Annotated in this window: 13 protein-coding genes; 6 read left to right on the plus strand and 7 right to left on the minus strand. The window is 53.2% G+C overall.

Annotated features, from left to right (window positions below; all coding sequences use genetic code 11):
- From ONV78_RS09615 to ONV78_RS09635, 5 genes are all read right to left on the minus strand, one after another.
- A complete protein-coding gene (locus ONV78_RS09615; protein WP_279502890.1) occupies nt 1-924 on the minus strand; it encodes an EamA family transporter in 924 nt (307 codons plus the stop codon).
- A 128-nt stretch (nt 925-1,052) separates the two neighbouring features.
- Nucleotides 1,053-1,595, minus strand: coding sequence for a hypothetical protein (locus ONV78_RS09620; protein ID WP_279502891.1), 543 nt, complete (start codon nt 1,593-1,595; stop codon nt 1,053-1,055).
- Between the two features lie 53 nt (nt 1,596-1,648).
- Entirely contained in the window at nt 1,649-2,089 is a 441-nt protein-coding gene (locus ONV78_RS09625) for an NADAR family protein (RefSeq protein WP_216740402.1), read from the minus strand.
- Between the two features lie 217 nt (nt 2,090-2,306).
- The gene (locus ONV78_RS09630) at nt 2,307-3,797 is read right to left on the minus strand and encodes a hypothetical protein (RefSeq protein WP_279502893.1); all 1,491 of its coding nucleotides are present in this window, start codon (nt 3,795-3,797) and stop codon (nt 2,307-2,309) included.
- 267 nt (nt 3,798-4,064) lie between these two features.
- Complete coding sequence (locus tag ONV78_RS09635; protein ID WP_279502894.1) at nt 4,065-4,511, minus strand: hypothetical protein; 447 nt, start codon at nt 4,509-4,511, stop codon at nt 4,065-4,067.
- A 485-nt stretch (nt 4,512-4,996) separates the two neighbouring features.
- On the opposite strand from ONV78_RS09635, the gene ONV78_RS09640 reads away from it, so the two are divergent.
- Together ONV78_RS09640 and ONV78_RS09645 are read left to right on the plus strand one after the other, a co-directional pair.
- Entirely contained in the window at nt 4,997-5,377 is a 381-nt protein-coding gene (locus tag ONV78_RS09640; RefSeq protein WP_279502896.1) for a hypothetical protein, read from the plus strand.
- Nucleotides 5,378-5,640: 263 nt separating this feature from the next.
- Nucleotides 5,641-6,438, plus strand: coding sequence for a hypothetical protein (locus ONV78_RS09645; protein ID WP_279502897.1), 798 nt, complete (start codon nt 5,641-5,643; stop codon nt 6,436-6,438).
- Nucleotides 6,439-6,523: 85 nt separating this feature from the next.
- On the opposite strand, the gene ONV78_RS09650 is transcribed toward ONV78_RS09645, so the two are convergent.
- Nucleotides 6,524-7,183, minus strand: coding sequence for a carbonic anhydrase (locus tag ONV78_RS09650; RefSeq protein ID WP_127971732.1), 660 nt, complete (start codon nt 7,181-7,183; stop codon nt 6,524-6,526).
- Between the two features lie 53 nt (nt 7,184-7,236).
- Here ONV78_RS09650 and ONV78_RS09655 point away from each other — a divergent pair, with 53 nt between their 5' ends.
- Entirely contained in the window at nt 7,237-7,365 is a 129-nt protein-coding gene (locus ONV78_RS09655; protein ID WP_255509286.1) for a hypothetical protein, read from the plus strand.
- A gap of 386 nt (nt 7,366-7,751) precedes the next feature.
- Nucleotides 7,752-9,155, plus strand: coding sequence for a sigma-54 dependent transcriptional regulator (locus ONV78_RS09660; protein WP_279502898.1), 1,404 nt, complete (start codon nt 7,752-7,754; stop codon nt 9,153-9,155).
- A 3-nt stretch (nt 9,156-9,158) separates the two neighbouring features.
- Here the strand turns inward: ONV78_RS09660 and ONV78_RS09665 are convergent, their stop codons facing one another.
- Nucleotides 9,159-10,133 (minus strand): hypothetical protein, encoded by a 975-nt coding sequence (locus ONV78_RS09665; RefSeq protein WP_279502899.1) that lies wholly within the window; start codon nt 10,131-10,133, stop codon nt 9,159-9,161.
- 350 nt (nt 10,134-10,483) lie between these two features.
- On the opposite strand from ONV78_RS09665, the gene ONV78_RS09670 reads away from it, so the two are divergent.
- Both ONV78_RS09670 and ONV78_RS09675 read left to right on the plus strand, forming a co-directional pair.
- A complete protein-coding gene (locus ONV78_RS09670; RefSeq protein WP_279502900.1) occupies nt 10,484-10,936 on the plus strand; it encodes a response regulator in 453 nt (150 codons plus the stop codon).
- Nucleotides 10,933-12,657, plus strand: coding sequence for a GGDEF domain-containing response regulator (locus tag ONV78_RS09675; protein WP_279502901.1), 1,725 nt, complete (start codon nt 10,933-10,935; stop codon nt 12,655-12,657). The genes ONV78_RS09670 and ONV78_RS09675 overlap by 4 nt, the downstream gene beginning before the upstream one ends.
- Nucleotides 12,658-12,696 lie beyond the last annotated feature (39 nt).

The raw sequence follows: 12,696 nt of genomic DNA on the forward strand, positions 1-12,696 counted from the left end.
TCAGTTCTGAGCGACGGAACAGGCTTGCCCTGATGTGGCGGCGCTCCGTCGTTGCGTCAGGACCGCCTGTGCGATGCCGGAGCACATAATCAGGCCGCAGCCCGCCATCTGCAAAGGGCTCAACGCCTGATCAAACAGAGCCCAGCCGAATGTCACCACAGCGATGGGCTCTAAATAGGCCAGCGTGCCGAAGGTGGCGGAAGGCAGCTCACGCAGTGCGATCACTGCAAACAGGATAGCGAGAAAGCCAGGCACAAGGCCCGCCGCCAGCAACCAGCCCCACTGCGCTGGCGCAATCACTTCCTGTTGCTGCAGCATCAATGGAGCCATACACAGCGCGCCGATCAGCATTTGATACCAGCTTCTTGCGTAAACATGCACATGCGCAGACGTGGCGCGGTTGATAATAATAAAACCCGCATAGCAGAGCATGGCCAGCCCAGCGTAGGACATGCCCAAAGCGTCCTGGGAACCGCCGAACTCAAGACGAAATTCCATCATCATCGCAAAGCCGAAAAGCGCAGTAAGAATCAGACTTATCGCGCTGGCGCTGAGTTTCTCTGACAAAAACAGATGCGCGAATACGGAGGCGACCACTGGCGCCAGATAGATGGTCATAATCGCATTGGCCATGCTGGTGTGCTCCATGGCCTGGATATAAAACACTATAAATCCCGCCAGAAAACCGCCGTTGATCAGCACCCGCCAGGAAGGCCAGCACCACAGCAGATTCGCTTTACGGATAAGCAGCAGATACCCCAGCATCATCGCCGCGCCAAAAAACAACCGATAAAAAGTCACGGTTTCCGCGCCTAATTGCGCGTATTTAGCGATAACGCCAATCGTCCCCATAAACACCGCCGACAACGCCGCCATCACCAAAAAAGGCGTCACGCTATCTGGAGACTGCTGTATCTGCTTCATCTCATTTCCTTGACTGCAAAGGTGAAAACGCCAAATCGCATTGGGATCATAAAAACAGCGGGGACGGACTTACCTGGCGACAAGCCGCAAAAGATAGGGTTTGTCGTTTACAGGCAAGTAGGATAACGCTATTTATCCGCCGGATTATTATCCGTCTCAACGCCCCAGACTGCGCCCTTAACATCCAACGCCCAAAAGCTCATAAATAACATGACGGAGCAACCGATCATACCTAATACGGCAATTGCGCCAGGAGTAGAGTGCTGGAATATGCTACTGAAGAAAGCGGCGGCGCCATCCGTCTTTTCCATATTCAATCCGAAAAAGAAAAACATAGAAAACAGTAGCGCGATTAGCGGCGCTCCCATCAACGCCCGCTTCATGCATTTCGGACGTGTAATCTCCATGTCCTTGAAGTTTTCTCTATGGGACGCCTTAAAGGCGAACACGACTGGCAGTGCAAAATTAAGCACCCACATTACAACAATCGCGTTTTGGATTGCGATTGGGTCAGGGGCGCCTTGTGTATAACTTTTAAAAGCCGGCACGCGGCTGAATATCGACCATACATATTCGCCCAAAAATGTTTCGAAGGAGGGGCTATAAGCCGCGATAAAGCTAATACAGAAATAAACCACCGCCAGTACTGCGGGCAGTTTGGAAGACTTCATAAACTTTCCAATAAGTATGTGTAAACAGAATGGCTGCAAGCCCAGCGCAGGCGTCAATCTTCGCTGAGCTGAGCTCTCACCTCTTCCAGGATGCGGCCCAGCATGTTCTGGCCACTGCCGTCGCCGCCGTCGCCCCAGTAGTCGTCGTTGTCCGTGTGTTCGACGATTTTGGCGGAACCGGTGCTGAGCAGGCGTTCGCGCAGGGCTTCGTGTTGGGTGAATTTGGCGAGAATGGCCTCACGCATGATATTGAGTTTGACGGTCTCCCAATCGTTGCGCAGCTTTCTTTTCCGATCACGGCCTTTACGCGCGGCTTCCAGCGGAGACTTGGCTTTGCGAATATCGCTGCGGTCCTTTTCTTCCTCGAATTTCATGGCCTGAAAATAATGCTCGCTGCTGGGCCACACTTTTCCTTTGAGCTTGATCGGATATTGGGCGAAATTGGAAAACTCTCCAAATTCATCATTTACGCTATAAAACTTAATCACTTCCACGTTTGTACAGGCCCGTCGTCAATTATTTTGCGGCGCTCACAATCATCTCCATAAACGCAGTCTGACGGATGACCGCGACAGCGGACAACTCATTTTCCGTTACAGATTTTTGGCGAAGATGGCTCGCGAGACGAAGCAAATTAACGCAAGCGACGCTTCCGCGCAATGAGGGGCCAAGTAAAAACGCCGTCCACCGAAGCGAACGGCGTTGTATGGATTAATCGGTAGAGGTCAGTTTCCAGCGTGCGCTGAACCAGCCGGATTGAATCGGCCCCGCCTCAGGCGTCCCGTTTTCAATATGCAGATACTGGTCCGGTTTCCAGCGGTTGCGGATGCGCACCAGGTCAGGCTGTCCTTCCACCGGCACCAGCTTCCACTGCGCGCTATGCCAGCCGCTCTCAATGGCGCCCGCCTGCAAACCGCCATCTTCAACATTCATGCAGGCCTGCGCGCGCCAGCGGTTACAGATTCGCACATAATCATCCTGGCCAACCGCTTTGATATCCCATTGGGCGCTCCACCAGCCTTGTTCAATAGCGCCACTTTCCAGTCCGCCGTTTTCCATATGCAAAAACTGATCGGCGCGCCAATAGTTCTGCATTCGATAACGGCCACCGGTCTCGCCCGGGAACGGTACTTTATGGATTCGATTGGCGGACATCGCGGCGGAACGTTCACGCCACAAGCGCGCCATATCCTGTGAGTGCGTCGTCCCGAGCACGTTGCCTTCATCATCCATGATCAACGGAGACGAGTAGTAGCTCAGATCATTGCCGCATTGCGCCGTCCCTCTTCCCTGTCTGACGCTAAACCCATAGTTATAACCCGTGTCACCCTCGGATTTGCAGTGCATCCCACCGACATTGTGGCCCACTTCATGACGGTAGGCGCCAGGCCAGGGTGCGCCAATCACCACAATGTCTCCCGGCACATTACCCCAGCCTCCTGCGCTTCCAGGCGCATCCGTCGGCCGTTGCACCAAACCAATAAGATCCGGCGCGTAACGCTCGATATCGTCCTTAAACCACTCTTTGCCGTCCCGTAGCACGGAAGTCACCACACCGGGGTTTTGCGGCGACACGCCGACTCCCACCAAACGCAGGTATACCCCTTCTATCTGGCTGTTATTGAGGGCTTCATTCACCGACTCCACGTATATTTGCGCTTCGGTGTTGATATTGCCGACGTCCTGCGCCGCCTGCTCGGAGAATCCGATGAATACGTCAATGACATAACGTCCTGAGGCGTCTTTCTCTCCCGCCGCCTCTTGATTGAAGCGCCTCATAAAGCTCGTATCTGGATTCTTCAGAATACGATCGTCCATTTTCGGCGACTTGATTTTTCGCCAGAAAACGTTTTCATTTCCATCTGAAGACGACTGCAGACGAAATTGACCAGAACCCGTTTCCAAATAGCCCGACATTTCCTGCTTGTCGTGATCCAACGTGACGATAAAACTGCTGTAGTCCATGAATTCCGCCAGAGCAGGATCATCCACCTGTGCGCGAATGACCTCGACTCCATTGACCTTCGAGCGCGACTTGACGGTGTAAAACAAGGTGCGCCCGTCATCGAGATGGATTTCCCCATCCTCGTTTTGGGCGAATTGCAGATACTCCTCATGGGCTGACGGGGTTTGCCCTTGTACAGCCGCGCTGAGCAGACACAAGGCGGCGAATGACGACGTGAAAAACCTCTTTTTACGCATAGCGATATCCTTATTGTCATAATTGAGTTACAAGGCCTTGCGCCAGTGCGCCCTTCACTCCCTCAGGTTCGCCCGACGCAATAGGTACAATGGCCTCAGCGTCGTTTTATGCGGAACGCAGCAACTAGGCTGCGACAGCTTCACACAGTGAAAACGTTTTCAATATTACTCCAAAAATTAGCGCGACTGTATAACAATCGCGCCGTATTTTGTGAGTGGCTGCAAAATTCGTTAAGTTGCGCGTAGGCTCGACCTAGCGTACGCAGGTCAGTCTTTGCCGAACCACTCCACTTCTTCTTCATACAGATAAGACCCGGCCTCCTCCGCAGTGAAGCCTTTGCGCTCTTTGAAAAGCTCGACCTCTTTGCGACTCTGAGGGCCGCCGCCAACGCGGATCAGGCAGTCGATATAATCGATAAACGCCTCGGATTCATCGCCAAAGTCCTGGCCAACCAGAATCTGCTTATCGCATGGAAATATACCGCTACGCACTTTCAACGCCCTTCTCGCGGAGATTCCCACCGTCGTGAGCCCCATGCGCACCGCCAGTTCATAGGCCAGTTTGGGCACGCCGGCGTTAGTCAGTCCGCTGACAATTTCCACCTCACTCTTATCCTTTCCGTCGACCCAGGTCTTGATAGAGCGCTCCAGGATTTCGCTGGCCGCTTGCTGGTCAAACCAGCGCTTGCTGAATCCCACTACCCCGATCTTCATTTTATTGTTCTCCACACAGCTTAATTTATTCGATGTTCGTCACTAGCTCTGACTTGTCCGCTTTGCACAGAGCTACTGGAAAGGCCGCTCTTATAAGCTTCGAAACGGCATTTATTGTCGCGCGCCGCATTGTAGTGATCCCAAAGCCAGGATACAAAGGCAAAGTGGTATGCGGCGTCGCGCCACAAAACCCGCAACAAAACCCGCAACAAAAATAATGCGTAAGCGTCATAGCGCGATAAGTTGTATTGAATTTGAGCGATTACCGGCGATTAAATCGCCTCTGACTACCCCACCCATCCCTCATTGGGCCTGAAAGCCATGGAATGTTAGAAAGTTAGGCCGCAGACGCTTACAATGTGCGGCCATATCAATAGCCGAACTTTTTCACGCCTGATAGCGCGCCATTTTCATTTCGCGCCGGGCGTATTCGGCTATCTTATTTCTTACAGATAAAGCATCAGTGAAATCAGAGGCGAGCAAGCATGTTGCTATACATCTACGTCGATGGAACAGACTTGGAAGACATTGCCGGAGATGTTTCTTCAGCAATCGAAAGTTGGGTAAAAGAATCCGCTCTGGACCTCACGTTTGTCGATAACCGTCAGATCGAGCCGGAAGCCGCCGAAGACATTGATCTGGACGATCCTTCTGACTGGCGCATCGGCGTCAATATGAACATCCGCAATAAGAAGCAACTTAAAGAACCTCTCGACGGCCTTTATAAAATCGCCAAGCGCCTCAAATGCGAGTTTGTTATCGGCATCATCGACGAGAAGACCGGTGAACAGGAAGACGTCTGTTATTTCGGCTTTGAAGAAGGCCAGCCGGATATGTTTGAGGTGGGGAATTACTTGGGGATTTAACTTTTTGGATCCGCACCAAGATCAGGAAGCCGTCTCTCTATTCAGGGCGACGCCTTCCCGTCTTATTCAAGGCCCCCTACAGACCGCCTCATCAGTTCGTATAGTCGTCACACGCCAAAAGGGCTAACCACCCGCCTTCTACACAAGAATACCGCCAATCGGCCGGTATGCCGTGTCTGTATTTACTAAAGGTCTCTATAATCCCACTGGCCGCTTTCAACGAGCGTCATAAATTCTATACATACCCAATCAAAGGAGGATACATGGGCAAACTGACGATTATTATTTCCGCCGTCATTGGCCTCGTCGCTCTGTTATTCGCAGCTATATTCTATCTCACCGGCGATATCGTCACTGCTGCTGACGAATTTTTCTTGGCCACAAAAAACAAGAACTTTGACCAAGCCTACAGCTACCTTTCCGAAGACTTTAAATCCGACACTAGCCGCGCCGATCTCGAAAACTACCTCATCCAGAACGGCTTCGATAAATACGTGGACGCCACTTGGAGTTCCCGCCGGATTAGCGGTAAACGCGGGTTTCTGGAAGGAGAGATTGAGCAAGAAGGCGGTCAGGCGCTTTCCGTCAACCTAACCCTTATCAAGACGGAAGATGAGTGGAAAATACTCTCTTTGTATATTCCCAGTGCGGGTTTTCAAAAGGGCTCCGCGCCTCATATACCGAGTGAAGAAGACCAGATCAAACTGGTAAATACCGCCATACTTACTTTCGCCCAAGGGGTGGAAGACAAATCGATGGAGAAGTTGTACAGCAGCTCGTCCAATCTATGGCAAAGCCAGTCTTCTGTTGAGGAAATGAACAACATCTTCGAAGAGTTTTTTAATCTGGATCTCAAGCTGACGGCCCTCTCCAAGTCTTCGCCCATTTTCAATGGCGAAGCTGAGATAAAAGAGAACGGGTTTATGGTCATCGAAGGTTATTATCCCACGCAACCGACGAGAGTTACCTTTGCGCTGCATTACGTGTATGAAGGACTGGGATGGAAGCTCGCCGGAATTAGTATCCAGCTTAAAAACGCCGAGGCAAGCGGAGCTTCATAAGCGGCAATCTCCACCTAAAAAATACGGCGTCTCGAAGCCCAGGACCTGAGCTACGATGACGCCGCATGAGAATTATGCGATCAAGTCAGACCGCGTGCGACAACTTCCCAGGAATCGCCCGCGCTTCAGGATGTTCCGCCAGCGGCACGAAGGCATGTCTGGAACCGTCGTATGCCTCGATGCCGCCAGACTCGATGTCGTAGAACCAGCCGTGCATGGTGAGGCGGCCTTCCTGCAGCGCCAGACGTACAGACGGATGTGTCTGCAAGTTCGCCAGCTGGGCGATGACATTCTCTCTCACCATATCTTCAATCTTCGCTCGTTCATCGGCGTGCTTACGCGCCTGATTCACCACTTTGGCGGAGTCCGCATAGCGCAACCAGTGGGCGACTGCAGGCATGTGATCAATGCATTGGCAGGTAGCAACCGCTGTCATCGCGCCGCAGTTGGAATGCCCACACACGACGATATCCGCCACCCGCAACGCCGCCACGGCGTATTCCACCGACGCCGACACCCCACCGGGTTCCGGCCCATACGGAGGCACAATGTTGCCCGCATTACGGATGACGAAGAGATCCCCTGGCTCTCTCTGGGTGACCAGTTCCGGAACCAAACGGCTGTCGGAACAGGAAATAAACAGAGTACGCGGCTGCTGCTGAGTGGCGAGGTCTTTGAACAACTCCTTACGCTCAGGAAATGCTTCGCGCTGGAACTTCAGAAAGCCTTCGATGATGTCTTTCACTACGGGTCTCCTAATCAACTCTATGGCTTGTTTGATGTTGTTGCAGATTAGTAATGCAAAACAGTTTCTCACAAAACTCGCCATTGGTATTAGTCAACAGCGCGCCAGCGGCCATTCTTAGTGAACTCAAGCAAGTGGAGGACATTAAGGAGCTGTATTTTGTGAAGCGCTTCAGCGATTAGCCCCAACTATCCAACGAAGTCTACGCCTCCCCTCAAGGAGAAGTGTTCGAAAACATCGGCGTCCCTACCAAATATGAGATGCCCTACATGCAACCGGAAGATGTTTACGCCGGAAAAGGCAGCGGAATAGAGAAGGCGCTGAGCTTGTTGGACTGATTTAGAGGATTCAGCAGGGAAGCTGACTTTCTCTTGATCTCAGCGCGCCACAGACCGAGTAATAACACAATGTGTTCTTGATCTCCCTGCAAAGTGAAAATTTCGAACTATACTAAAACTCCCTGGCAGCGCTTCGGGTTAGCGGCGCGCTTATTCATGGACGCGTTTACTCAGTGCAGTCATCGGCGGGCGCGTCTCTGACGATAACAAGAAACGCCTGGAGCAGGCATATGGAAACCTTAGACTGCATCGCCTTCAGCTCTTCATCACAGCATCATTCTGAGTTCAGCCGGATTCTGCCTGAGCTGGGCTACCGTCCTCAGTTTGTGTCCGGTGACGTCTGGCTGAATCAACCTCAGCCTTGCTCCAACGCTATTACTCTGTTTTTGCTTGGCGCCCAGCCGTATCCCAAAGACGCCATCCTCGCCGCCCTGACGCCGGAACAGCGCGGCAGAAGTCTGTGCGTATACAGCTCCGATGCGGGAGAGTGGGACGCGGATTTCATGCAGCGTTTCGATGAGTTTGTGCGCTGGCCCTGTCATAAGGCGGAACTGGCCTTGCGACTGGATCGTCTACGCCATCGGGAAGGTGCTGAAGCAGATACCCATGACTCCCATCAGGAAGCCGCTTTATGGGAACAGTTCGATGCGCTGAATATGATCGGTCGCTCCGCCGCGTTCACCGCTACGTTGCGTCTAATTGCCCGGATCGCGCGCTGCGATGCGCCAGTGTTGATCGAAGGCGAAACCGGCACCGGTAAGGAGATGGCGGCGCGGGCGATTCATTATCTGGGGGAGCGCCGACAGTTTCCGTTTATTCCTATTAATTGCGGCGCATTGCCAGAGCAATTACTGGAAAATGAGTTATTCGGCCACGCCAAGGGCGCTTTCACCGACGCCAAAAGCGCACAGCCGGGGTTGATCGAATTAGCCAACCGGGGAACCCTTTTTCTCGACGAAATCGATAGCCTGTCCGCCAAAGCCCAAGTCGCCCTGCTCCGTTTTCTGCAAACCCGAGAATACCGCCCGCTGGGCTGCGCGGGATACCGTACTGCGGATATCCGCGTTATCGCCGCCACCAACGCCAACCTGGCGCAGCAAGTAGCGCAGGGAGAGTTTCGAGAAGACCTGTTCTTTCGCCTACATATCCTGACCCTGACCATGCCAGCCCTGCGGGGTCGCGAAGAAGACATTGAGCTGCTGTCCCGGTATATGCTGCAACGATTCAGTCAACAATACCGTCGTCCCGAGAAACAGCTCAACATGGCGACCTTACAGGCGCTGAAGTCCTATGCCTGGCCGGGAAATGTCAGAGAGCTGGAGAATCTTCTGCAACGGGAATACCTGCTCAGCGACAATGCGGAATTGCAATTTTCTCTGCCTTCGTCGCCAAACGCCATTCCCCCCCAGTTTGACGTCAGCTTCGAAGCTCAATCCTTTAATGACGCCAAAAGCGCAGTGGTTCGGCGTTTCGAGAGCGACTATCTGAACTGGTTGATGGAGACCACACGTGGAAACATCAGTGAAGCAGCGCGCCGGTCAGGTAAAGAGCGGCGCGCCCTGGGGAAAATGATCAAGAAACATGGCATCGACAAAGCCCGCTTCAGAATCTCGTCTACAAAAGACAAGGCCTGAGACTTACTTGCGCCTCGTATCGCGCTTCTTCTTCCTGAGGTCTTTCCAACCCACGCTCCAAGGCGTGTTCAACCATTCAAGAAAGCGTCCCATCACGCCTGAAGGACGTTTGGGCGAAGATTCCGGCTGAGCAGCTTGCTTGGCGCTCGGCTTCTTGGCCTTTTCTGGAGGATGCGGCGGCGCTTCGCGACTTTTGGCTGCTTGCTCTTTTTCTTGCGCAGACTCCTTCTCTTCTGCGGTCTTCGTCACCGCACCCGGCCGCGGCGTTTCCAGCTCAATTTCTTCGATTGGCGTGGGCAAATCCGCCAGGCTTTTACCCGCTTGAATATGCTCCAGATTATCCATCAGCGCGGTATCCACAGCTTCCAGCACCTGCCGCTGCATCCCCGTACAGGTAGGATTGCTCAGCATGACGCCAATGTCCTCGTGCATGCTGACAATCTGCTCTTCCGCTTGCTTGCGGCAACTCTTCTCCTGCTCACAAACCCGACTCAAACGCCGCTTGATATCCTCAACGGGAAGGCTGATTTTCAGGGGCGCAATTTTCACCCCGCGCCGTTCCAACAACACCCGCATGGCGATGGAGGTGCGCGCATAACGACTGAAATCACCTACCACCAGATTGATTTCTTCGAATTTTTCGTCAATCGCCTCCTCAGCGTCCACCAGCTGCAAAGCCATTTCCGTGACCCGACCCAGGTTGCTCTGCACGTGGTCGTCCAGATTGCCCAGGCGAACTTTCACCTCGGAGTCAGGCAGGTTGCGGACTTTGCGCCCCAGTGATTCAAATGATTTCAACGCAGAGGTGGACAGCGTCATCTTCGTCGCGCCCAACTGCAGCACCGCCTGGAAGCTCTGGCGCAGCTTTTCCAGGGAAGACGTCGCTCTTACCAAGCGCAATAACGCGGACCGCTTTTTCTCCAGCACAGAAATCTGTTTGGTGATGGAAGCGGAGCCGGAGGTCGTGGATTCAGTCACACAATGTCCCGGATATCAGTTTTTTATGAGTGGTCCTGCAAACGGCATAGCAGTTTGCGCCCGACGTACCAGCGGACGCGAAAGACGTCGCCAGGAAATGTTCAACGCTTTCTTTTTCCGACAATTATCAGTTTAGACCACTGCCAAAATGACGCGAGGTCGCCGCGAAGACCATCCGCTCGGGCGCGAAGGCGTTACGCATCTGAGCCTGTCAAAGCAGCTCTATAAATATGTAATAAAAATGAACCGCTTGCACTTGCGCCAAACAGCGACTATTTGTCTATAGTTATACGATGAGACGCGGCGCTCTCAACCAGCATGGACTTTCTACGTTTCTCAAGGCGGGAATCATGACAGGAAACCAGTCCACCCGGCTTATTCTGGTGGTCGAAGATAGCATGGATGATTATGCCGCCATGCAACGCGCCTTCGCCAAAGCAGGATTGATCAACCCCATTGTCCACTGTCAGTTGGGGGAGGAAGCGCTGGACTACCTGTTTGCGCGCAACCGTTTCGAGGACAGAGGCGAACTGCCGGCGTTGATCCTGCTGGACCTGAACCTTCCCGGCATTGACGGTTTCGAAGTGCTGAAGCAAGTCAAAAGCGACCCCGAATTGCGCCGCATTCCCGTGATCGTACTCACCACATCCAGCGATGAAAGGGATATCGCCCGCTGCTACCTCTCTGGCGCGAACACCTACGTCTGCAAACCGGTCGATCTATCCGGTTTGATTCGAGCAGTTGGCGAGCTCAAGCAGTACTGGTTTGAAATTGCAGTTCTACCACGCGGCAACGAGGCATGAATGGAATGCGCGGCGACACCTCCCTGTTAATCATCGAAGACTCCGCCGACGATCGCTATTTATACCGAAGACTACTGGCCAAATACCAAGAACCCTTCTCCAGTATTGAAGAAGTGGAAAGCGCGGAAGAGGCGCTTGAACTCCTGCAGCACCATCGACCGATTTGCTGCTTGCTGGATTATCAACTCCCGGGCATGGATGGCCTGACGTTCTTGCGCAAGCTAAAGAAGCTGTGGATCGACGACATGATCCCGGTGGTGGTGCTGACTGGTCAGGGAGACGAGTCCATCGCCGTGCAACTGATGCGCAATGGCGCTCATGATTATCTGGTGAAGGGAGACCTGACCGCCGAGTCGCTGCATCGCGCTATCGGCAACGCCGTACGCACCTGCAGTCTGCAGCATCAATTGAACTACATGGCGCATTTCGACGCGCTCACCGGACTTTTAAACCGGGCGCTGTTTCTTGATCGTCTGCAGCTGGCGATCAAGAAAGCCGAACGCAATAGCCACGAATGCAGCCTGTTCTATTTGGACCTGGATCATTTCAAACCCGTCAACGATTCCCTGGGCCACGACGCCGGCGATGCACTGTTGCAGGCCGTCGCCAGCCGTATCAAGTCTGTCGTGCGGGAAACCGACAGCGTAGCCCGCATCGGCGGCGACGAATTTGTGGTGCTGCTGGAGAATGTCGACGTCAATATCACCCGCAGCGTTGCGGAAAAACTGTTGGAAGAAGTTAACCGGCCCACGCATATCGCTGAACATGAGGTGGCCGTCAGTTCCTCTATCGGCATCGCCCGCTATCCCGCCACGGCGAAAACCGCGCAGGAGCTACTGAAGCATGCAGATCTTGCGCTCTACGCCGCCAAAGGGCGCGGACGCTCTACGTATCATGAGTTTTCCCAGTCGCAGAAGGAAATCTGGCAACGCAAACAAGCGCTGGAAGCGGCTTTGCCCAGAGCGATTGCAAAGGGAGAGCTTCAGCCCTATTTCCAGCCCATTGTCGATATTCCCGGTGAATGCCTGCGTGGATTTGAACTGCTGAGTCGCTGGCCAAAGCCGGATTATCCCAATATTCAGGCCATGGAGCTGATCCAGATGGTGGAAAGCCTGGGATTGATGGAACCGTTCAATGAATGGCTGATCGACGAAGTCTGTCGTAAGGCGGTGCTGTGGACGAAGGAGTTCCCGGAGATTTCTCTGTCCATCAACATGCCCGCCAACCAGTTCCATAACAGTTATCTGGTGGATATGTTTCGCAACAAGCTAAGTCGTTATCCTATCGACCCTTCGGTTATCGAACTGGAGATCACTGAGACGACGCTGATGCGGCAGCCTGACGCAAGCATTCGCCTGCTCAATAATTTGCATGAGCTGGGTCTGCGCATCGCCGTAGACGATTTTGGCACCGGTTACAGCTCCCTGGCCTATCTCACCCGTCTGCCCATCGACATTTTGAAAATCGACAAGTGCTTCTTTCTGGAAGCGCAGCACGATGAACGCAACAAGAAGGTCATTGAAACCGTCGTCGCACTGGGACACCACCTGGGACTGAAAGTGACAGCGGAAGGCATTGAAAGCGATAAGCAATGGAATGACGCAAAAAAATCGCGATGCGACCTGGCGCAGGGCTATTTGTTCGGCAAGCCAACGCCCTGCGAAAACCAGTCTTTAAAAGAATTCATGGAACACTTCCCGCGTATTCAGCGAAAGGGCTGAAATCCTCCTGAATACGCCTTTCAGCGTTTATGGAGTAAA

Source organism: Hahella sp. CR1 (genome assembly GCF_029813005.1).
In the GTDB taxonomy this organism is placed as follows: domain Bacteria; phylum Pseudomonadota; class Gammaproteobacteria; order Pseudomonadales; family Oleiphilaceae; genus Hahella.

Bases quoted from the DNA above. Each gene is read 5' to 3' on its own strand.
- ONV78_RS09675 (WP_279502901.1), top strand. From the start codon at position 10,933: ATGAATGGAATGCGCGGCGACACCTCCCTGTTAATCATCGAAGACTCC.
- ONV78_RS09620 (WP_279502891.1), bottom strand. From the start codon at position 1,595: ATGAAGTCTTCCAAACTGCCCGCAGTACTGGCGGTGGTTTATTTCTGT.
- ONV78_RS09615 (WP_279502890.1), bottom strand. From the start codon at position 924: ATGAAGCAGATACAGCAGTCTCCAGATAGCGTGACGCCTTTTTTGGTG.
- ONV78_RS09635 (WP_279502894.1), bottom strand. From the start codon at position 4,511: ATGAAGATCGGGGTAGTGGGATTCAGCAAGCGCTGGTTTGACCAGCAA.
- ONV78_RS09630 (WP_279502893.1), bottom strand. From the start codon at position 3,797: ATGCGTAAAAAGAGGTTTTTCACGTCGTCATTCGCCGCCTTGTGTCTG.
- ONV78_RS09655 (WP_255509286.1), top strand. From the start codon at position 7,237: ATGCAAAACAGTTTCTCACAAAACTCGCCATTGGTATTAGTCAACAGC.
- ONV78_RS09645 (WP_279502897.1), top strand. From the start codon at position 5,641: ATGGGCAAACTGACGATTATTATTTCCGCCGTCATTGGCCTCGTCGCT.
- ONV78_RS09670 (WP_279502900.1), top strand. From the start codon at position 10,484: ATGACAGGAAACCAGTCCACCCGGCTTATTCTGGTGGTCGAAGATAGC.
- ONV78_RS09660 (WP_279502898.1), top strand. From the start codon at position 7,752: ATGGAAACCTTAGACTGCATCGCCTTCAGCTCTTCATCACAGCATCAT.
- ONV78_RS09640 (WP_279502896.1), top strand. From the start codon at position 4,997: ATGTTGCTATACATCTACGTCGATGGAACAGACTTGGAAGACATTGCC.